Origin of the sequence: Arenimonas sp. (genome assembly GCF_035721105.1) — a bacterium.
Classification (GTDB): domain Bacteria; phylum Pseudomonadota; class Gammaproteobacteria; order Xanthomonadales; family Xanthomonadaceae; genus Arenimonas.
Genome location: NZ_DASTNG010000031.1, coordinates 1 through 19,745, shown reverse-complemented (window position 1 = coordinate 19,745; position 19,745 = coordinate 1). Strand labels below are relative to the sequence as shown.

The 19,745-nt window shown below is 71.7% G+C and carries 15 protein-coding genes; 3 read left to right on the top strand and 12 right to left on the bottom strand.

Translation table 11 applies throughout. The features are described 5' to 3' along the window. Positions 1 to 12 precede the first annotated feature (12 nt). The 10 genes from prfB to dapB all read right to left on the bottom strand — a co-directional run bounded on the left by prfB (position 13) and on the right by dapB (position 14,201). Positions 13 to 1,135 (bottom strand): peptide chain release factor 2 gene (prfB, locus tag VFQ84_RS04185; RefSeq protein WP_325129523.1). Its coding sequence is split into 2 segments (ribosomal slippage): positions 13 to 1,062 and positions 1,064 to 1,135, totalling 1,122 coding nucleotides; the frame shifts between segments, so codons are not numbered across the junction. Between the two features lie 98 nt (positions 1,136 to 1,233). Then, positions 1,234 to 4,263 (bottom strand): VIT domain-containing protein, encoded by a 3,030-nt coding sequence (locus VFQ84_RS04180; RefSeq protein ID WP_325129521.1) that lies wholly within the window; start codon positions 4,261 to 4,263, stop codon positions 1,234 to 1,236. Between the two features lie 84 nt (positions 4,264 to 4,347). Beyond that, positions 4,348 to 6,072 carry a single-stranded-DNA-specific exonuclease RecJ gene (gene recJ, locus VFQ84_RS04175; protein WP_325129519.1) on the bottom strand — a complete coding sequence of 575 codons (1,725 nt, stop codon included), beginning with the start codon at positions 6,070 to 6,072 and terminating at the stop codon, positions 4,348 to 4,350. Next, the gene (locus VFQ84_RS04170) at positions 6,069 to 6,995 is read right to left on the bottom strand and encodes a phosphoglycerate mutase (RefSeq protein WP_414636997.1); all 927 of its coding nucleotides are present in this window, start codon (positions 6,993 to 6,995) and stop codon (positions 6,069 to 6,071) included. Before VFQ84_RS04170 ends, recJ begins: the two co-directional genes overlap by 4 nt. 4 nt (positions 6,996 to 6,999) lie before the next feature. Then, positions 7,000 to 7,476, bottom strand: a complete 477-nt coding sequence (greA, locus tag VFQ84_RS04165; RefSeq protein WP_325129517.1) for a transcription elongation factor GreA — start codon at positions 7,474 to 7,476, stop codon at positions 7,000 to 7,002. Beyond that, entirely contained in the window at positions 7,473 to 10,715 is a 3,243-nt protein-coding gene (gene carB / locus VFQ84_RS04160) for a carbamoyl-phosphate synthase large subunit (protein WP_325129515.1), read from the bottom strand. Before carB ends, greA begins: the two co-directional genes overlap by 4 nt. 39 nt (positions 10,716 to 10,754) lie before the next feature. Beyond that, positions 10,755 to 11,381, bottom strand: coding sequence for a hypothetical protein (locus VFQ84_RS04155; RefSeq protein WP_325129513.1), 627 nt, complete (start codon positions 11,379 to 11,381; stop codon positions 10,755 to 10,757). 111 nt (positions 11,382 to 11,492) lie between these two features. Next, positions 11,493 to 12,149, bottom strand: coding sequence for a hypothetical protein (locus VFQ84_RS04150; RefSeq protein WP_325129511.1), 657 nt, complete (start codon positions 12,147 to 12,149; stop codon positions 11,493 to 11,495). Between the two features lie 38 nt (positions 12,150 to 12,187). Beyond that, the gene (gene carA / locus VFQ84_RS04145; protein ID WP_414636996.1) at positions 12,188 to 13,315 is read right to left on the bottom strand and encodes a glutamine-hydrolyzing carbamoyl-phosphate synthase small subunit; all 1,128 of its coding nucleotides are present in this window, start codon (positions 13,313 to 13,315) and stop codon (positions 12,188 to 12,190) included. A 154-nt stretch (positions 13,316 to 13,469) separates the two neighbouring features. After that, positions 13,470 to 14,201, bottom strand: coding sequence for a 4-hydroxy-tetrahydrodipicolinate reductase (gene dapB / locus VFQ84_RS04140; RefSeq protein WP_325129507.1), 732 nt, complete (start codon positions 14,199 to 14,201; stop codon positions 13,470 to 13,472). Between the two features lie 92 nt (positions 14,202 to 14,293). On the opposite strand from dapB, the gene VFQ84_RS04135 reads away from it, so the two are divergent. The 3 genes from VFQ84_RS04135 to VFQ84_RS04125 are packed head-to-tail and all read left to right on the top strand — an operon-like array spanning position 14,294 to position 17,525. Further along, positions 14,294 to 16,129 (top strand): adenylate/guanylate cyclase domain-containing protein, encoded by a 1,836-nt coding sequence (locus tag VFQ84_RS04135; RefSeq protein ID WP_325129505.1) that lies wholly within the window; start codon positions 14,294 to 14,296, stop codon positions 16,127 to 16,129. Positions 16,130 to 16,158: 29 nt separating this feature from the next. Then, positions 16,159 to 16,689 (top strand): SH3 domain-containing protein, encoded by a 531-nt coding sequence (locus VFQ84_RS04130; protein ID WP_325129502.1) that lies wholly within the window; start codon positions 16,159 to 16,161, stop codon positions 16,687 to 16,689. Next, positions 16,686 to 17,525, top strand: coding sequence for a M48 family metalloprotease (locus tag VFQ84_RS04125; RefSeq protein ID WP_325129500.1), 840 nt, complete (start codon positions 16,686 to 16,688; stop codon positions 17,523 to 17,525). The genes VFQ84_RS04130 and VFQ84_RS04125 overlap by 4 nt, the downstream gene beginning before the upstream one ends. 100 nt (positions 17,526 to 17,625) lie before the next feature. Here the strand turns inward: VFQ84_RS04125 and dnaJ are convergent, their stop codons facing one another. Both dnaJ and VFQ84_RS04115 read right to left on the bottom strand, forming a co-directional pair. Further along, positions 17,626 to 18,750: a molecular chaperone DnaJ gene (gene dnaJ, locus VFQ84_RS04120; RefSeq protein ID WP_325129498.1), complete on the bottom strand. Its 1,125-nt coding sequence runs from the start codon at positions 18,748 to 18,750 to the stop codon at positions 17,626 to 17,628. A gap of 108 nt (positions 18,751 to 18,858) precedes the next feature. Next, positions 18,859 to 19,745, bottom strand: an 887-nt coding sequence (locus tag VFQ84_RS04115; protein ID WP_325129496.1) for an Hsp70 family protein, incomplete at its 5' end; no start/stop codon positions are given.

Sequence of the window (19,745 nt, the reverse complement as noted above, 5' to 3'; positions counted from 1 at the left end):
CCGGGTGGCGCCTCAGGCGTCGGAGCGTTTCGCGCCGACCGCCAGGCCGGCCTTCAGGCTGGCCTCGATGAACTCATCGAGGTCGCCGTCGAGCACCTTCTGGGTGTCGCTGCGTTCGATGCCGGTGCGCAGGTCCTTGATGCGGCTCTGGTCGAGCACGTAGTTGCGGATCTGGCTGCCCCAGCCGATGTCGGACTTGGTGGCCTCGACCGCGTCGCGCTCGGCGTTGCGCTTCTGGATCTCGAGCTCGTAGAGCTTCGCGGCCAGCATCTGCATCGCCATGTCGCGGTTCTGGTGCTGGCTGCGGCCGTTCTGGCAGGCCACCACGATGCCGGTGGGCACGTGCGTGATGCGCACCGCCGACTCGGTCTTGTTGACGTGCTGGCCGCCGGCGCCGGACGAGCGGTACACGTCGGTCTTGAGGTCGGCCGGGTTGATGGTGATGTCGATGCTGTCGTCCACCACCGGCGACACGAACACCGAGGTGAAGCTGGTGTGGCGGCGGTTGTCGGAGTCGAACGGCGACTTGCGCACCAGCCGGTGCACGCCGGTCTCGAGCTTGAGCCAGCCGTAGGCGTACTCGCCCTCGACCTTGAAGGTGGCCGACTTGATGCCGGCGACGTCGCCGCCGCTGACTTCCATCAGTTCGGTCTTCCAGCCGCGCGCTTCGCACCAGCGCAGGTACATGCGCAGCAGGATCTCGGCCCAGTCCTGGGCCTCGGTGCCGCCGGCGCCGGCCTGGATGTCGACGAAGGCGCTGCAGGCGTCCATCTTGCCGGAGAACATGCGGCGGAACTCGAGCTGCTCGACTTCCCTGGCGGTCTTCTCGACGTCCTCGACCACGGAGGCGACCGTGTCGGCGTCGTCCTCCATCTCGGCCAGGTCCACGAGCTCGGCGCCGCCGACCAGGTTGTCGGTGAGGCTGCGGATGCCGTGGACCACCTTCTCAAGCGAGGCGCGCTCGCGGCCCAGCGACTGTGCGCGCTCGGCGTCGTTCCAGACGTCGGGGCTTTCCAGCTCCCGGTTTACTTCCTCGAGACGTTCGACCTTCTGGTCGAAGTCAAAGATACCCCCTGAGCGAATCCAGCCGGCCCTTGAGGTCGGCGATTCGCTGGCGGATGGGATTGAGTTCCATGGTGTCCCGCATTGGCTTGGATCGGCCGCGAATGATACCAGAGCCCCGGCGCCACCGACGTCGCGGGTGGCGCCGGCCGGTCGCCCGGAGACCGCGGCTTAGCGCACTTCGAACTCGCCGACCAGCATGGCGTCCTCGCCCTCGGACAGCCTCACCGTCACCCATTCGTCCGCCTGCCCGGGAGTCCCGAACCCGGTGCTGAGCCAGACCTGCACGGTCACCGCGCCCGACACCAGGGCCGAGGATTCGCCGAAGAAGTCGACCTCGATCCGGTAGGTCCCGGGCAGCGCCCGCCGGATGCCGTATTCCTCGGGGCCGTAGCCGCCGGTGAAGTCCTCGGACAGCAGGCCGCCGGCCACGGTCGCCTGGTTGCCGTAGTAGCTTCGCTCGCCGTCGGGCTGGGTCACCCACAGGTCCATGTCGGTGTTGTCGCTGTCCCAGGTCAGCACGGCCCGCAGCGCCAGCGGCTGGTTCCGATGCAGGGCCGGGGGCAGCGCCGAGAGGTCCGCGCGGCCGCGCATGCGCGCGGCGATCGCCTGGATCTCGGACAGCGCGATCAGCGCGATGCCGCCGAAGCGGTCATCCCAGGGCCGCAGCACCACCTCGGACAGCGCGTCGATCGCCGCCTGCGGCTGGCCCGTGGCGTCCAGCGCCAGCCCGAGGTCGCGATGGCTCTGGGGCTCTTCGCCGGCGATCGACAGCACGCGCTCGAACACCGGGACCGCGTCCCGGGCGTCGCCCGCCTGCATCAGCCGGTAGCCCAGGATGCGCAGCAGCGCCCGGTTCTCGAGCTGCAGTTCCGCGAGGTTGGACAACACCCGCAGGGCGAGGTCCTTCTGGCCGCGCGCGATCAGGATGTCGGCCACGTCCAGGTAGAACGCGGGGCTGTCGGCATGCGCCTCGCGCTCATCGAGGTAAAGCGCATAAACCTGCGCGGCCGGGGCGGCACGGAGCCGTCGCGCCACGTCCGAGTCGGGCACCCAGGGCTGGATGGCGATCACGGCTTCGGGCGTGCCCTCGGTGATCCTGGCGCCCGTGATCCGGACGGCATCCAGGGACGCCGCTTCCGACGCCGGCGCGGCCGCGGCGGCAACCGGCGCCGGAGGCGAGGAAAACCGTTCCCGTCCGTCGGCCGGCGCGGCCGGGACGACCTGGCGCTGCAACCGCTCGGCGTCGGCGGCGGCATCCGCGGCGGCGACGGCGGGCGGCGCCATGGGCGTCGGCATCGGCGTCGGCTGCGGTTCCGGCGACGAGGCGAGGCCAACCCGGGCCGCCGCGTCCCCCGACGCGTCGCCGCTCATCGGGACGGCCTCGGCGTTCTCCGGGATCGCCTTGCCGTCGGCATCCACCTTGTCCGCCCGGCGACCGCGGAAGTCCGTGGCCCACCAGCGGCTGCGGGCCTCGAAGGCCTGCAGCACATCCTCCAGATGCTCCCGGCGCAGGGTCGCCTCGGATTCGGCGGTCTCCCGACGCGCGGCCAGGAAGGCCTCGCGCATCCCGGCCGGCGGCGTGATGTCGTAGCGAACGTAGTCCGCCAGGCTCTCGAGCACGATCAGCGAGGTTTCGGCGGTGGCCAGGCCGAACTGCTCGCCCAGCCGCCGGATGCGCGTGCGGTTGAGCAGCGGCTCGGCCTGCAGCTCGCGCAGCCGGAAGCCCGCCCACACCTGGGCCAGGAACCGCCCTTCCCCCGCCGTCGATGCGTCGACGACCAGCGGCAGCGTCGTCACCCGGCCGCCCTGCTCGAGGGTGACCTTGGCGCTGCCGCGCGCCGACACCAGCTCACCCGCGATCCTCAGCCGGCCGTCGATGGCATGGCGCGACTGCGCCACCAGCTCGCGAACGCCGACGCCGTCGAGCGCGACGATGCGCGCCCCGTCCTGCAGCAGGTCATGCACCGCACGCTCGAGGCCCGAGGCGGCCGACAGCTCGATCAGGCGGCCGCCGCGGGCTTCGGCCACCGCCTGCAGTCGCGCGCTGTCGGCACGGGCGCCGGCGCTGTTGATCGCGAACAGCCGCTGGCCGGGGCGCAGGCCAGGCATCGGCCCCGCGCCGTAGTTGGCCAGGCCGTCGCTGAAGAGCAGGAATTCCTGGGTGCGCGGCTCCGGCACCCAGCCCGCGAGGTGGCTGGCGCCATCGTTGGGCAGCCCGCGCAGCACCGCCTTGAGCGCCGACCAGTCGCCGCCGCGGATCCGGTGCGTGGTCGCCGGCGACGCACGGTCGCGCAGCACCTGCAGCCGGACCTCGGCGTCGCCGACCGCCGCGAAATACCGGTCCAGCAGCGCGAAGTCCAGGCCCTGGTCACGCCGGCCGGCCGATCCCGACGCATCCCACAGCAGCCCGATCCGCTTGGGCAGGGCGCGCGCCGTGGCGACACCCGGCACCGCCAGCTCGGCCACGAAATAGCGGGTCTCGCCGTCCTGCTGCACCTGCACGGGTGCCAGGTCGGCCTGCGACCAGCGCAGGACCAGGCCGCCCGGATGCGCGATCCGGGCCCGATCCAGCACGGCGGTCGCGCGGTCACCGCGGCGCGCGAAGGCGACCGCGCCGGCATCGGCACCGGCCGCCACCGGCGAGCCGGTCACCTGCAGCGGCAGCGCGCCGAGTCCACGGGCGAAGTCGAGCGGCAGCCGGAGCGCGAGCTGGTCGCCGTCGCGCGCCAGCACCTGCACGAAGCTCAGCCGGACACGGCGCTCGCCGCCGGCCGGCAGGGGAAAGATGCGCAGCCGGAAGTGATTGCCCGCGGTGCGCTCAAGCAGCGCCGGGTCGACCTGGCGACGCTCGATCGCCTCGAACACTTCGCGCCCCCGCCCCTTTTCCACGGGCACGGCCGGATGCATTTCGCCGCCGATGTCGAGCGCGAAGCCGGTGATCTCCTGGCCGGGCTGCAGCGGAAACTCCAGCTGGCCCTCGAGGTCGCGGTCGTTGGGGTTGTGCAGCACCAGTTCGATGCTCGCCTCGACCTGCGTGCCGGCCTGGACGATGTCCAGTCGCGCCGCCCTCAGCTGCGCCGGGCGCTCGGCGCCGTGGGACGTGAGCCAGGCGGGCTCGGGCCAGGCGATCGTCGCCTGCGCCAGCGCGGGCGACGCCAGCAGGGTGAGCAGCAGGATCGCGATCAGTCGCTGGGCCATGGAATCTCCTGGGGTGGCGCGGGACGCCGTCGGCGACGTCGTTCCCGGACAGGTTAACGGGCCAGGCGAGGAAACGGGGTTGGCTCAGGCCGGCAGCCAGTGGCGGACCAGGAGCTGGATGCCGCGGCGGCCGCCCCAGTCGTCGAGGTCGAGCTGGTAGGCAACGTGGATGCGGGCCGGCAGCGGCTCGCCGGTCCAGCCGCCGAAGTGGATCGCCGACAGCGGCGCCCCGCCCCGCTCCGGCAGCAGGCTGAGCTTGAGGTGGCGCGCGGCCACCGGCCGCGCCTGCAGCACCTTGAACACGCCGTCGAACACCGGCTCGGGGAAGCCCTGGCCCCAGGGCCCGGCCAGGCGCAGCTGCTCGGCCAGCGGCCGGCCCAGTTCGTCGATGCCCAGCTCGCCGTCGCTGTGCAGTTCGGACAGCAGCTGCTCGGGCGTCAGCTTTGCCGCCACCTCGCGCTGCAAGGCCTCGCGGAAGCGGTCGAAGTTCGCCGCCGGCAGGCTCAGGCCCGCGGCCATCGCGTGCCCGCCAAACCGACCGATCAGGCCGGGATGGCGTGCGTCCACCGCCGCCAGCGCGTCGCGCAGGTGCAGGCCCGGGATCGAGCGCCCCGAGCCCTTGAGTTCATCGCCGCCCGGCTCGGCCGGCGCGAAGGCGAACACCGGCCGGTGCATGCGGTCCTTGAGCCGCGACGCCACCAGCCCGACCACGCCGGGATGCCAGGCCGGATCGACCAGGCACAGCGCCGCCGGCAGCGCGCCGGCGTCCAACGGCACCGCCGACACCAGGGCTTCGGCCTCGTCGACCATCTGCTGCTGCAGTTCCCGGCGCTCGCCGTTGATGCGGTCGAGCACGCTGGCCAGTTCGCCTGCACGCGCTTCGTCGTCGCACAGCAGGCATTCGATGCCCAGCGCCATGTCCTCGAGGCGGCCGGCCGCGTTGAGCCGCGGCGCGATGCCGAAGCCGATGTCGCCGGCCGTGAGCTGGGCCAGGTCGCGGCCGGCCAGCGCCGCCAGCGCCCGCAGGCCGGGCTGGCACTGGCCGTTGCGCAGGCGACGCAGGCCCGCCGACACCAGCAGGCGGTTGTTGAAGTCCAGCGGCACCAGGTCCGCCACCGTGCCCACCGCGACCAGATCGAGCAGGCAGGACAGGTCGGGCCCGGCGTCGGCGAAGGCGCCGCGTTCGCGCAGCAGGCGGCGCAGCGCGAGCAGGAGATAGAACACGACGCCCACGCCCGCCAGCGCCTTGCTCGGGAACGGGTCGCCGCCGAGGTTGGGATTCACGATCACGTCGGCGGGCGGCAGCGTGTCGCCGGGCAGGTGATGGTCGGTGACCAGCACCTGCCAGCCGCGCGCCTTGGCGGCGGCGATGCCGGCGTGGCAGGCGATGCCGCTGTCGACCGTCAGCACCAGGTCGGGCGACAGCGCCGCCAGGTCTTCGACCAGCGCCGGCGACAGGCCATAGCCGTGGGTCACGCGATGCGGCACCTGGTAGCTGACCCGGCGCGCACCCAGCAGGCGCAGGCCGCGCACGGCGACCGCGGTGCCGGTGGCGCCGTCGCAGTCGAAGTCGCCGACCACGACCACGTGGCCGCCCGTGGCGACGACCTCGGCCAGCTGCGTCGCGGCGCGGTCGACCTGCCCCAGCGCGTCCGGCGGCAGCAGACGGGCCAGCTTGAGCTCGCCTTCCGCCGGCGTGCGCACGCCGCGCGCGGCATACACGCGCTGCAGCGCCGGCGCGACGCCGTCGGGCCAGGGGCCGTGTTCGGGAATGCTCCGGCGCAGGATCCGGATCGGCGCCGGCGTCACGCCAGGCGCGCCGTCGGCCGACGCCAGAATCGCCAGCGCTGGCCGGCCTGCAGCCACCAGCGCGCACCGTCGGCGAAGTCGAGCCGCAGGCCGTCGCGTGCCAGGTCCTCCAGCGCCGGCTGCAGCCGCGCGGCCACTGCCGACAGGTCGCGGGCGCGCCGCAGGTCGAGCAGCTGCGGCCCGTCGCCGCTGGCGCCGACGCCGGCCAGCGCCGCCAGCGACAGCAGCTCGGCATCGTCCGAGGACACCGCGGCGAAGGGCATGTGCACCCGGTCCGGCAGCTTGCCCGCGCCCCAGAAGCACAGGCTGTTGACCGCCGGCTTGCCGGCCGCGACGCGCGCGGCGTTGACCGGGTGGTTGTGCAGCAGCACCTGCGCTTCATTGAGCAGCGCGCGCCAGCGCCGGCCCTCGGGGCCCTCCGGCAGGTGGCTGAACAGGTCGTCGCCCAGCACCGCGTCCGGCGGCGAGAACGCCGGCAGCCGCGCTTCGACCGGCAGGGCCAGGTACCAGCGCGACGGCACCGGCGCCGAGATCGGGAAGCCGGTGTCGCCAAACAGCGGCCGCAGCGGCGCGAGCAGCGCATCGGCCTCGTCCTGGGACAGGCCCAGGTCGCCGATCGCCAGCACGCGGGCGCCGGTCATGTCGGGGCGGACGTGCGCAGGGTCGGCGCGAAGCCACTGGTGCAGCACGGCGTCGCCGGCATCGCGCTGGCGGGTGATGGCGGCCATCGGCCAGCCGCGCGGCAGCAGGTCGACATGGCGCAGCAGCTGCGCCTGCTCGCCGGGTTCGCCGTCGGACAGGCGATCGCCGCGGGCAAGGGCTTTCCCCAGCGCGTCGCCCAGGGGCTGGCCGGCGAACCGGCGGCGCTCGGGCAGCAGCACCGCCAGCGCCGGGACCGCATCGGGCGACGGACGCACGGCCACGGGCTCAGCCCTGGTAGCGAACGGCGACGATGTCGAAGTCGCGGGCGCCCGCGGGCGCCTGGATGGTGACCGTATCGCCCTCGTGCTTGCCGATCAGGGCGCGCGCCAGCGGCGAGGAAATCGAAATCAGGCCCTGCTTGATGTCGGCCTCCAGGTCACCCACGATCTGGTAGGTCACCTCGTCGCCGCTGTCGCAGTCGGCCAGCTCGACCGTGGCGCCGAACACCACGCGGGTGCCGGCGTTGAGGCTGGCGACGTCGATCAGCTGGCAGTGCGAGAGCACGAACTCCAGCTCCTGGATCCGGCCTTCGATGAAGCCCTGCTGCTCGCGCGCGGCGTGGTACTCGGCGTTTTCCTTCAGGTCGCCGTGGGCGCGGGCCTCGGCGATCGCGGCGATCACCGCGGGTCGCTTCACCGACTTGAGTTCCTCGAGTTCACCGCGCAGCCGCTGCGCGCCCTTCGTGGTCAGGGGTGCCATCATCCGTGGACTTCCTTGTGCAGTTCCTGCAGCGACCACACGCGCGGATTGCCGCGGGTGTCGGTGGCGCGGATCAGGGCGCGGGCGCCCGGGATCGTGGTGGAGTAAGTGACGCGATGCTGCAGCGCCTCGCGCCGGATCGAGAACGAGTCGGCGATCGCCTGCTTGCCCTCGGTGGTGTTGACGATGTAGCAGATCTCGCCGTTCTTGATCAGGTCGACGATGTGCGGTCGGCCTTCGATCACCTTGTTGATGCGCTCGCAGGCGATGCCCTGCTCCTGCAGGAACTTCGCCGTGCCTTCGGTGGCCACCAGGCTGTAGCCGCGGTCGATCAGGTCATTGGCGACCGGCAGCAGGCGCTTCTTGTCCGGGTCGCGGACCGAGACGAAGGCCTTGCCCGGGCTGGGCGACTTGATGTTGGCGGCTTCCTCGGCGCGGCCGAAGGCCTCGGCGAAGGTGCGGCCGACGCCCATCACCTCGCCGGTGGAGCGCATTTCCGGGCCCAGGATCGGGTCGACGTTCTGGAACTTGGCGAACGGGAAGATCGCTTCCTTCACCGAGTAGTAGTCGGGCACGATCTCCTTGGTGGCGCCCTGCTCGGCGAGCGACTTGCCGGCCATGCAGCGCGCGGCGATCTTGGCCAGCGGGATGCCGATGGCCTTGGACACGAAAGGCACGGTGCGCGAGGCGCGCGGATTCACTTCCAGCAGGAAGATGGTCTCGGTGCCGTCGCCGTCGACCTGGATCGCGAACTGGGTGTTCATCAGGCCGACGACGTTGAGCGCGCGCGCCAGCTGGGCCACCTGCACGCGCAGCTTGTCCTGGGTCGCCTTCGACAGCGTGTACGGCGGCAGCGAGCAGGACGAGTCGCCCGAGTGCACGCCGGCCTCCTCGATGTGCTCCATGATGCCGCCGATCAGGACGTTGCCCTCGCGGTCGGCGATGATGTCCACGTCCACCTCGACCGCGTTGTCGAGGAAGCGGTCGAGCAGCACCGGCGAATCGTTCGACACCTGCACCGCCTCGCGGATGTAGCGCGACAGGTCGGCGTCGGAATACACCACTTCCATCGCCCGGCCGCCCAGGACGTAGCTCGGGCGCACCACCAGCGGGTAGCCGATTTCGTTGGCCAGGGTGATCGCCTGCTCGGCGTTGCGCGCCGTGCGGTTGGGCGGCTGCACCAGGCCGACCTGCTCGACCAGCTTCTGGAAGCGCTCGCGGTCCTCGGCCAGGTCGATGCTGTCGGGCGAGGTGCCGATGATGGGCACGCCCGCGGCCTCCAGCGCGCGCGAGAGCTTGAGCGGCGTCTGGCCACCGTACTGCACGATCACGCCCTTGGGCTTCTCGATCTCGACGATCTCGAGCACGTCCTCGAGCGTCACCGGCTCGAAGTACAGGCGGTCGGAGGTGTCGTAGTCGGTGGAAACCGTCTCGGGGTTGCAGTTGACCATGATGGTTTCATAGCCATCCTCGCGCAGCGCCAGCGAAGCGTGCACGCAGCAGTAGTCGAACTCGATGCCCTGGCCGATGCGGTTGGGACCGCCACCGAGCACCATGATCTTGTCGCGGCCGGTCGGCAGCGCCTCGCACTCGTCCTCGTAGGTCGAGTAAAGGTAGGCGGTGGCGGTGGCGAACTCGGCGGCGCAGCTGTCCACGCGCTTGTATACCGGGCGCACGCCGAAGGCGCGGCGCAGGGCGCGCACCGCGCTCTCGTCGGTGCCGGCCAGCTGGGCCAGGCGCGCGTCGGAGAAGCCCATGCGCTTGAGCGCGCGGAGGCGGGCAGCGTCCAGCCCGGCCAGGCCGGCGGCGGCGACGTCCTTCTCGGTGGCGATGAGCTCCTCGATCTGGTCCAGGAACCAGGGATCGATGAAGCTCAGGCCGTACACGTCCTCGACGCTGAGCCCGGCGCGGAAGGCCTCGGCGACCTGGAACAGGCGCTCCGGACCCGGCTCCTTGAGCTCGCGCCGGATCCGCAGCAGGCCGTCCTCGCCGTCGCCGGCGCAGCCGGTCGGGTCGAAGCCGACCTTGCCGGTCTCCAGGCCGCGCAGGGCCTTCTGCATCGACTCCTGGAACGTGCGGCCGATCGCCATCACCTCGCCCACCGACTTCATCTGGGTGGTCAGGCGGGCGTCGGCCGCCGGGAACTTCTCGAAGGCGAAGCGCGGGATCTTGGTGACCACGTAGTCGATCGCCGGCTCGAACGAGGCCGGGGTGGCGCCACCGGTGATGTCGTTGCGCAGTTCGTCGAGCGTGTAGCCCACGGCCAGCTTGGCGGCGATCTTGGCGATCGGGAAGCCGGTGGCCTTCGAGGCCAGCGCCGACGAGCGCGAGACGCGCGGGTTCATTTCGATCACGACCACGCGGCCGTCGTTGGCATTGATGCCGAACTGCACGTTCGAGCCGCCGGTGTCGACGCCGATCTTGCGCAGCACCGCGATCGAGGCGTCGCGCAGGCGCTGGTATTCCTTGTCGGTGAGCGTCTGCGCCGGGGCGACGGTGATGGAGTCGCCGGTGTGCACGCCCATCGGGTCGAGGTTCTCGATCGAGCAGACGATGATGCAGTTGTCGGCGGTGTCACGCACCACCTCCATCTCGAATTCCTTCCAGCCCAGCACCGACTCCTCGACCAGCACTTCGCCGGTCGGCGAGAGCTCGAGGCCGCGGGTGACGATCTCCACCAGCTCCTCGCGGTTGTAGGCGATGCCGCCGCCGCTGCCGCCGAGGGTGAAGCTGGGGCGGATGATGGTCGGGTAGCCCACGGTGGCCTGGATGCGGATGGCCTCGTCGAGCGAGCGGGCGACCTCGGCCTTCGGGCACTCCAGCCCGATCTCGCGCATGGCGACGCGGAACAGCTCGCGGTCCTCGGCCATGCGGATGGCTTCGCGCTTGGCGCCGATCAGTTCGACGTTGTACTTGTCGAGCACGCCGGCGTCGGCCAGGTCCAGCGCGCAGTTGAGCGCGGTCTGGCCGCCCATGGTCGGCAGCAGCGCGTCGGGCTTCTCCTTGGCGATGATGCGCTCGACCGTGGCCGGGTTGATCGGCTCGATGTAGACGGCGTCGGCCATCTCCGGATCGGTCATGATCGTGGCCGGATTCGAATTCACCAGGACCACCCGGTAGCCCTCGTCGCGCAGGGCCTTGCAGGCCTGGGCGCCGGAGTAGTCGAACTCGCAGGCCTGGCCGATGACGATCGGACCGGCGCCGATGATCAGGATGGTCTTGATGTCAGTGCGCTTGGGCATTTCGTCACTCGTCTTCTGGCTTGGGGGGCGGCGGCGGGCTCAGAGCTCGACGTCGCAGGTATCGATCGCACGCATCATGAACATGCTGGCGAAGTCACCGCCGAGCTGTTCGCCGGCGGCTTCGTTCTCGGCGACCGACTTTTCGGGCGACAGCGCCTCGCCGACGCCCACCACTTCGCGCAGGGGGGCGTACTTGCTTTCACCGAAGAACGCTTCGAACGACGCCAGCGCCTCCGGCGACGCAGCGGCCAGCATGGCGTCGGGATCCGCCGCGACGCCGCTGGTCTCGCCCTCGGCACCGGCCAGCACCAGGCGGCCGAACAGGTCGGCGGCGCCTTGCTCGAGCAGCGCGATCTCGTCCGGGATCCGGGCGCCGTTGGCGGCCACGTAGGCCTGCACGCGCTCGCGAACCATGCGCCGGTAGCCCGCCTGCGAGAGTTCGTCGCGCAGGCAGCCCAGCTGGCCGACCGTCACCTGGTCCTCCATGCCGGCCACCGGCCAGGACGGGCTGCTGCCCGCGGCCATTTCGAAGATGTCGCCCAGCGGCAACATGCGGGTGACCAGGTCGGTGAGGCGCTCGACCTGCGCCGTGTTGGCGGCGGCAGGCAGCGAGGCCAGCGCGAGGACGGCGGCGATCAGCAGGTGGCGCGGGGTGGTCTTGAACATGGCGGTCCTCGGCTCAGTCGTGGGCGGATATCAGGGGGTGGTGCGGTCGATCAGGCCGGCGAGCTTGATCGGGCCGGCGCCGGGGGCAAGGCGGGACGTGTTGCGGCGCGCTCAGTTGAAAAGCACGCTGGTGGGGATGCTGCAGTTGGCCATGGCCTTGAGCACGATCCGGGTGGCGAGATCGCCACCGGCCTGCTCGCCGGCGGCCTCGTTCTCGTCGGCGGAGCGTCCGGCGTCATAGGCCTCGCCGATGCCCAGCAGGACGCGCAGGCTGGCCTGTTCCTCGCCGGTCATCATCTGCATGAACGCCCCCAGCTGCGCCTCGCTCGCCTGCGCCATGATCTGCGCCTCGTCGAACGGGATGCCGGTGCGCTCCTCCTCGACGCCGGCCAGCATCAGCTGCCGCATCATCCAGGCCGCGCCCGCCTCGAGCAGGGCGATGTCCGCATCCGCCCGCGCGGCATCCTCGGCCACGTAGGCGACCACCTCGGTCCGCTTCATGCGGCGGTAGCCGCCTTCGCTGAGCTCGTCGCGCAGGCAGGCCAGCTGCCCCGCGCTGACGAGGTCCGGATTTTCCTGCAAGGGCCAGTCGGGGTTGGTGGCGGCCAGCCTCCCGAGGACCTCGCCCATCGGCACGGTTTCAACCACCAGGTCGGTCAGCCGGGCGACCCGGGCACCGGCTGGCTCGGCGGCGGCCGGCAAGGCCATCAGCAAACCGGCGGCGGACGCCACCAGGGCGGTCATGCAGCGACGGGCGAATCGGGTCATGGCGGATCCTCGGTCGGTGGCCCGGACGGGGCAGCGGCTCAGCGCGCCGCCTGCATCAGGTCGATGAATCGGTCGAACAGGCCGGCGACGTCGCGCGGGCCCGGGCTGGCTTCCGGATGGCCCTGGAAGCTGAACGCCGGCACGTCGGTGCGCTCGATGCCCTGGTTCGAGCCATCGAACAGCGAACGATGGGTGACGCGCAGGTTGCCCGGCAGCGTCGCCTCGTCGACCGCGAAGCCGTGGTTCTGGCTGGTGATCATCACGCGCTTGGAATCGAGGTCGATCACCGGATGGTTGGCGCCATGGTGGCCGAACTTCATCTTCTGCGTGCGCGCGCCGGAGGCCAGGCCCAGCAGCTGGTGGCCCAGGCAGATGCCGAACACCGGCACCTTCGCGTCGAGGATCCCGCGGATGGCGGCGATGGCGTAGTCGCAGGGCTCCGGGTCGCCCGGGCCGTTGGACAGGAACACGCCGTCGGGCTTCTCGGCCAGCACCTGGGCCACCGGCGTCTGCGCCGGCACCACGGTGACGCGGCAGCCGCGGTCGGCCAGCATGCGCAGGATGTTGCGCTTGACGCCGAAGTCGTAGGCCACCACGTGGAAGCGCGGCTCGGGCCGCGCGAAGGTGTCGCTGTCGAGGTCGAGCGAACCCTCGGTCCAGCTGTAGCGCTCGCGCGTGCAGACTTCCTTGGCCAGGTCCATGCCCTTGAGGCCGGGGAACTTGCGGGCCATCTCCACCGCCTTCTCGCGGTCGATGCCCTCGCCCGCCATCAGGCAGCCGTTCTGGGCGCCGCGGTCGCGCAGCAGGCGGGTCAGCTTGCGGGTGTCGATGCCGGAAATGGCGACCACGCCACGCGCGGCCAGCCACTCGGGCAGCGGCGCCTGGCTGCGCCAGTTGCTGGGGCGCCGGGGCACGTCGCGCACGATCAGCCCGGAGGCCCAGACCTTCTCGGCCTCGTCGTCCTGCGCGGTGCAGCCGGTGTTGCCGACGTGGGGGTAGGTCAGCGTGACCAGCTGGCGGGCGTACGAGGGGTCGGTGACGACTTCCTGGTAGCCGGTCATGGCGGTGTTGAACACCACCTCGCCGACGCTGGCGCCGGACGCGCCTACGGAAACGCCCTCGAACACGGTGCCGTCTTCGAGAGCGAGGATTGCGGGTTGGGTCACGGGCATGTCGCCTTGCGATGGGGGAACCCGTTCGCTGGATGTGCGAGCACCCGCGGACAGGGATTGACCGTGTCCGTACGGGCGAGGGTTCAGGCGAGCCGGAATTTTAGCGACACGGCCGCCAAAAGGGAAACGCCGCGCGTCGGCCCCGGGCTCAGCGCGCCCCGCCGGGCAGCATCAGGCGCCCGAACTCATGCCGCCCCGGGCCCAGCCGGGCCAGGCGCAGCGCGGCTTCCAGCGCCCCGCGGGCGAAGATGTCGCGGTTGGTGGCCCGATGCACCAGCTCCAGCCGCTCGCCCGGGCCCGCGAACTGGACCGTGTGCTCGCCGACGATGTCGCCGGCCCGCAGGCTGGCGTAGGCCGGCCCGCGCCCCCGCCCGGCCGCCACCGAGGCGCCCAGCTGCAGCGCGGTGCCGGAGGGCGCGTCCTTCTTGTGGACGTGGTGGGCCTCGACCACGTCGGCGTCCCAGCCCGGCAGCGCCGCGGCGGCCTGCCGCACCAGTTCGGCCAGGACCGCCACGCCGGCACTGAAGTTGGCCGCCCACAGCACCGGGATGCGCCGGCCGGCGGCGTCCAGCGCGGCGAACTGCGCCGCCGACAGCCCGGTGGTGCCGCTGACCAGGGCCGTGCCGCGCGCCAGCGACAGCGCCAGGACCGCATCGAAGCCGTCCGGCTGGCTGAAATCGACGGCCACGTCGAAGGGCGGCGCCTGCGCCAGCGCGCCGGCGGCCAGCACCGGCGTATCGCCGGCCTCGGCCGGGGCGCGGCCGCTGCCGGTGACGGCGGCGACCACCAGCAGGCGGGCGTCTTCGGCGGCCAGGCGCAGCAGCGCGCGGCCCATGCGGCCGGAGGCGCCGTGGATGATCAGGCGTAGGGGCGTATTCATCCCGCCACGCTAGCCCAAGCGCGCGGACGCAGGCAACGTCCGGCAGCCGCTACACTCGGCCGCAGCGCCCCGTCTTCACGCCCGAGGAAGGCATGTCCCCAGCCAAGTCCGCCCCGCTCCGCCTGCCGCTGCTGGCCCTGGTCCTGGTGGCCGCCGGCCTGTGGCTGGCCGGCAGCCTGGACCGGGTCGACAACGCGCTGGGCGACGAGATGCTGCGCTGGCACGCGCAATCGCGGACGCCGCCGGCCGACATCGTGCTGGTGGCGATCGACCAGCACAGCCTGGAAGGCATGAACGATCTCGCCGGCCCCTGGCCCTGGCCGCGCGCGGTGCACGGCGAGCTGATCGAGGGCCTGGCGCGCTGGCGTCCGAAGGCCGTGGCCTTCGACGTTATGTTCAACGAGGTCGACGTCTTCCAGCCCGAGAACGACGAGGTGCTGCGCGACATCGCCCGCCGCCAGGACAACCTCTTCTTCCCGACCCAGCGCATGCCCGACGGCAATCCCTACCCGATGCAGGACCTGCCGCCCTCGCTGGGCGCGGTGCGCACCGATCCCAAGGCCACTGGACCGGGCCCGGTGCTGGTGCTGCCCTTCGTGCTGGACCCGAAGAACTGGCAGGGCGGGCTGGTCAATTTCGAAACCGACGCCGACGGCCGGGGTCGCCACTACCGGCTGTTCGACGAGACCGGCGGCTGGCGCATCCCCTACCTGGGCGCCAGCATCGCCCGCTTCGCCGGCGCCACCCTGCCGCCCGACGAGCGCATCCGCCTGAACTGGTTCGGCCGGCCGCCGCGCACGATTTCCTATTCCGACCTGTTCGAGGACCTGGGCAGCCGGGAGCCGAAGATCGGGCCCACCCTGGACGGTAGCCTCGTGCTGATCGGCGCCACCGCGACCGGCCTCAACGACATGCGGCCGACGCCGCTGGCGGCGGAAACCGAGGGCGTGTTCGTGCCCATGACCGCCATCGCCAACCTGCGCGCCGGCGACTGGCTGCGCGACGTGGCCAGCCGCTGGCCGCTGGCCGCGCTGCTTTCGGCGCTGATCGTGCTGGGCTTCCGGCGCCGGCTCAGCCCGCTGGCGATGGGCCTGGGTCTGGGCGCAGCCACCCTGGCGGCGGCCGCGGGCAGCTACGCCCTGCTCGGCGTCGAGCGCTACGCCCCGGTGGGCGCGGCACTGCTGCTGGGGTGGATCGCCTACGGCCTGTTCACCATCCAGGCGCAGTGGCTCGAGCGCCGCGAGCGGGAAGCGACCGTCGGCCTCTTCGGCCGCTTCCTGGACCCGCGGGTGGTCGCCGGCCTGGTCGAAACGGGCGAACTGGCGCGCGACCAGAAGCCGGTGGCGCGCGAGATCTCGATCCTGTTCTCCGACATCCGCGGCTTCACGACCCTGTCCGAGACGCGCACGCCGGAACAGGTCGTGCACCTGCTCAACCGCTATTTCTCGCGCCAGGTCGACGTGATCTTCCGGCACGGCGGCACCCTGGACAAGTTCATCGGCGACGCCGTGATGGCGTTCTGGAACGCGCCCACGGATACCCCGGGACATGCGCGGCGCGCGGTCGCCGCGGCGATCGACATGACCCGCGCGCTGGACGACTTCAAGCGCGAGCTGGCCGCCGGCGGCGAGGGCCTGGGCGATTTCGACATCGGCATCGGCCTGCACACCGGGCCGGCGGTGGTCGGCTTCCTTGGCAGCGACTCCCGGATGGAGTACACCGCCATTGGCGACACCGTGAACCTGGCCAGCCGCATCGAAGGCGCCACCAAGGGCGTGGCCCGGGTGCTGGTGTCCGAGGCCACCCGCGACGCCTGTGGCGGCGACGGCGACGGCTTCCGCTTCGTCCACCGGGGCCAGTTCCACGTCAAGGGACGCGAACAGCCGGTGGAGCTTTACGAGCCCCTGCCCGACCCCACGCAGCACTGACCAAGCAGCACTGACCAAGAGGAATGCCCATGCGACGCCCCCGTCCTCCCCGAGCCCCACGCGCGCTGGCGCTGGCCCTGGCCACCACGCTGGGCGCCGGCGCCGTCCTGGCCGAATCGGGCACCGTGCTCAAGGCCACCGAGCTGCGCAGCGAACCCCAGGCCTCGGCCGACGTCGTGGGCAAGCTCGCCGCCAAGCAGGCCGTCGAGATCACCGGCCGCCAGGGCGCCTGGATCGGCGTCAAGACCGACGCCGGCCTCGAAGGCTGGACGCGCATCCTCAACCTGCGCACCGGCGCGGGCCAGGCCGAGGGCGGCGGCGATGCGCTGGCCGCGGTCTTCAAGTCCGGCTCACGCGGCTCCTCGGTCGCCACCGCGGTCAAGGGCCTGTCGGCCGACGAGCTGATGTCGGCCTCGGCCAACACCGCCGACGTCGCGCTGCTCGACCAGTACGCCGCGTCGCCTGGCGAGGCGAACGCCTTCGCCGCCGAAGTCCCGCTGGCCACGACCGACGTGGCCTACCTCAAGGATGACCGCCGCAGCCGCCGGAGGAACCGATGAACGCCCGCCCCCTGATCCTCGCCGCCCTCGCCCTGGCGCTGGCCGCGCCGGCCGCCGGCTTCAGCCGCCTGGGCAATGCCGAGGACCTGCTGCGCCTGGGCAAGCGCGCCGCCGACAGCCAGCAGGAAATCACCCAGGACGAGGAGATCGAGCTGGGCCGCGGCATCGCCGCCAACGTGTTCGGCGCAGCGCCGCTGGTGCGCGACGAAGCGCTGCAGCGCTACGTCAACCGCGTCGGCCACTGGCTGGCGCTGCAGACCGAGCGCCCCGACCTGCCCTGGCGCTTCGGCGTCATCGACAGCACCGACGTGAACGCCTTCGCCCTGCCCGGTGGCACCATCCTGATCACGGCCGGCCTCTACGACCGCCTGCGCGACGAATCCGAGCTGGCCGCGGTGCTGGCGCACGAGATCTCGCACGTGGTCGAGAAGCACCAGGTCAAGGCGATCCAGAAGGCCATGGGCCAGGACTTCGCCAACGAAATGGCGGGCGAGGCGATCGGCAAGAGTGACAACGAGATGGTGCGCCGCTTCGGCGGCAAGGCCTTCAGGGCCGGCACCGAGGTGCTGGCGCGCGGCCTGGACAAGCAGGACGAGTACCAGGCCGACCGCCACGGCATGGTCATCGCCGCGCGCGCGGGCTACAACCCGTTCGCGATGGCCGGCGTCCTGCAGACCCTCGACGCCAGCGGCCCGCAGGACCGCGCCATGGCGCTGATGTTCTCGACCCACCCGACCGCGGCCAGCCGCCTCGAGATGCTGGAGGCCAGCGTGGGCACCCAGCTCGACGCCTACGCCGGCGCCGCGACGCCGGAGCGTATGTACCGCCCCCGCTGATCCCGGCCTGCCCCGTTAAACCGCCTGTGGTACGAGGGCCTTCAGGCCCGACGCTTTTCGACTAAGAGCTTCGGGCCTGAAGGCCCTCCTACCCGGTCCATCACGAGGTCATGCGGTCCCAGAACGCCTTGACGCCATCGAGGAACCCGCTCGACCGCGGCGAATGGCGGGCGCCGTGCTCGCCCTCGAAGGTCGCCTCGAAGTCCTTGAGCAGCTCGCGCTGGCGCGCCGTCAGGTTCACCGGGGTTTCCACCACCACGCGGCACAGCAGGTCGCCGTGGCCGTGGCTGCGCACCGACTTGACGCCCTTGCCGCGCAGGCGGAACTGCTTGCCGGTCTGGGTTTCCAGCGGCACCTTGATCAGCGCCTCGCCGTCGAGCGTGGGCACGACGATGTCGGCACCCAGCGCCGCCTGCGAGAAGCGCACCGGCACCTCGCAATAGAGGTCGTTGCCGTCGCGCTGGAAGATCGGGTGCTCGCGCACGCTCACTTCCACGTACAGGTCGCCCGGCGGCCCGCCCGGCGGACCGGCCTCGCCCTCGCCCGAGAGGCGGATGCGGTCGCCGTTGTCGACGCCGGCGGGGATCTTCACCTGCAGCACCTTGTCCTCCTGCACGCGGCCGTTGCCGTGGCAGGCCTTGCAGGGCTTGGCGATGGTCTGGCCGCGGCCGCCGCAGGTCGGGCAGGCCTGCTGCACCGCGAAGATGCCGCGCTGCATGCGCACCTGGCCGTGGCCCTGGCACGTGCGGCACTTCTCGGCCTTGCCGTCCTCGGCGCCGCTGCCGTCGCAGGGCGCGCAGGCGACCAGGGTGGGCACGTCGATGCGCTTGTCGACGCCGAACACCGCCTCTTCCAGGTCGAGCTCGATCACGTAGCGCAGGTCGGCGCCGCGGCGCGGGCCGCGCTGGCGGCCGCCGCCGAAGATGTCGCCGAAGATGTCGCCGAAGATGTCGTTGACGTCGCCGAAGCCGGCGCCGCCATTGCCGCCGCCCATGCCGTGCTCGAAGGCCCGGTGGCCGTGCTGGTCGTACATGCGGCGCTTGCCGCCGTCCGACAGCACTTCGTAGGCCTCCTTGGCCTCCTTGAAGCTGGCCTCGGCCGCGGCATCGCCGGGATTGCGGTCGGGGTGGTGCTTCTGCGCGGCGCGCCGGTAAGCCTTCTTCAGCTCGTCCTCGGTCGCGTTGCGGGCCACGCCCAGCACTTCGTAGTAGTCACGCTTGCTCATCGGGAATCCGGTCCTGCCCTGTCAACAAAACGCCCGCGCCGACCGGGATCTCCGGCCCGGCGCGGGCTGCCGTTCCCGGCGCATGCAGGCATGCGCGGGGACGTTTCCTTACTTGCGCTCGTCGTCCTTGACCTCGGTGAACTCGGCGTCGACCACGTCGTCGGCCTTGGCCGACGGGCCGGCGTCGCCCGCGTCCTGCGGACCCTGGTTGCCGGCCGCGGCCGCCGCGTACAGCGACTGGGCCGCCTGCTGCAGCGCGGTGGTCTTGGCTTCGATCTGGCCCTTGTCGTCGCCCTTCATCGCGGTCTCGAGTTCGGACAGCGCGGTCTCGATGCCGGCCAGCACGTCGCTGGCCACCTTCGAGCCGTGCTCGGTGACGGCGGTGCGGGTGGTGTGGATCAGGCCGTCGGCGGCGTTGCGGGCGGTCACCAGCTCGTGGAACTTCTTGTCCTCCTCGCGGTGCTGCTCGGCGTCGCGGACCATCTGCGCGATCTCTTCCTCGCTCAGGCCCGAACCGGCCTTGATCTCGACCTTCTGCTCCTTGCCGGTCTTCTTGTCCTTGGCCGACACGTGCAGGATGCCGTTGGCGTCGATGTCGAACGACACCTCGACCTGCGGCATGCCGCGCGGCGCCGCCTCGATGCCGCTGAGGTCGAACTTGGCCAGCGACTTGTTGAAGCGGGCCTGCTCGCGCTCGCCCTGCAGCACGTGCACGGTCACCGCGGACTGGTTGTCCTCGGCGGTGGAGAAGGTCTGCGAGGCCTTGGTCGGGATGGTGGTGTTCTTCTCGATGATCTTGGTCATCACGCCGCCCAGGGTCTCGATGCCCAGGCTCAGCGGGGTGACGTCGAGCAGCAGCACGTCCTTGACGGTGCCAGCCAGCACGCCGCCCTGCACCGCGGCGCCGATGGCGACGGCCTCGTCGGGGTTCACGTCCTGGCGCGGCTCCTTGCCGAAGAACTCGGCCACGGCCGCCTTCACCTTGGGCATGCGGG

Coding starts and splice junctions, on each gene's coding strand:
- VFQ84_RS04180 (WP_325129521.1), bottom strand. CDS start 4,263: ATGGCCCAGCGACTGATCGCGATCCTGCTGCTCACCCTGCTGGCGTCG.
- greA (WP_325129517.1), bottom strand. CDS start 7,476: ATGATGGCACCCCTGACCACGAAGGGCGCGCAGCGGCTGCGCGGTGAA.
- carB (WP_325129515.1), bottom strand. CDS start 10,715: ATGCCCAAGCGCACTGACATCAAGACCATCCTGATCATCGGCGCCGGT.
- VFQ84_RS04155 (WP_325129513.1), bottom strand. CDS start 11,381: ATGTTCAAGACCACCCCGCGCCACCTGCTGATCGCCGCCGTCCTCGCG.
- VFQ84_RS04150 (WP_325129511.1), bottom strand. CDS start 12,149: ATGACCCGATTCGCCCGTCGCTGCATGACCGCCCTGGTGGCGTCCGCC.
- dapB (WP_325129507.1), bottom strand. CDS start 14,201: ATGAATACGCCCCTACGCCTGATCATCCACGGCGCCTCCGGCCGCATG.
- VFQ84_RS04135 (WP_325129505.1), top strand. CDS start 14,294: ATGTCCCCAGCCAAGTCCGCCCCGCTCCGCCTGCCGCTGCTGGCCCTG.
- VFQ84_RS04130 (WP_325129502.1), top strand. CDS start 16,159: ATGCGACGCCCCCGTCCTCCCCGAGCCCCACGCGCGCTGGCGCTGGCC.
- VFQ84_RS04125 (WP_325129500.1), top strand. CDS start 16,686: ATGAACGCCCGCCCCCTGATCCTCGCCGCCCTCGCCCTGGCGCTGGCC.
- dnaJ (WP_325129498.1), bottom strand. CDS start 18,750: ATGAGCAAGCGTGACTACTACGAAGTGCTGGGCGTGGCCCGCAACGCG.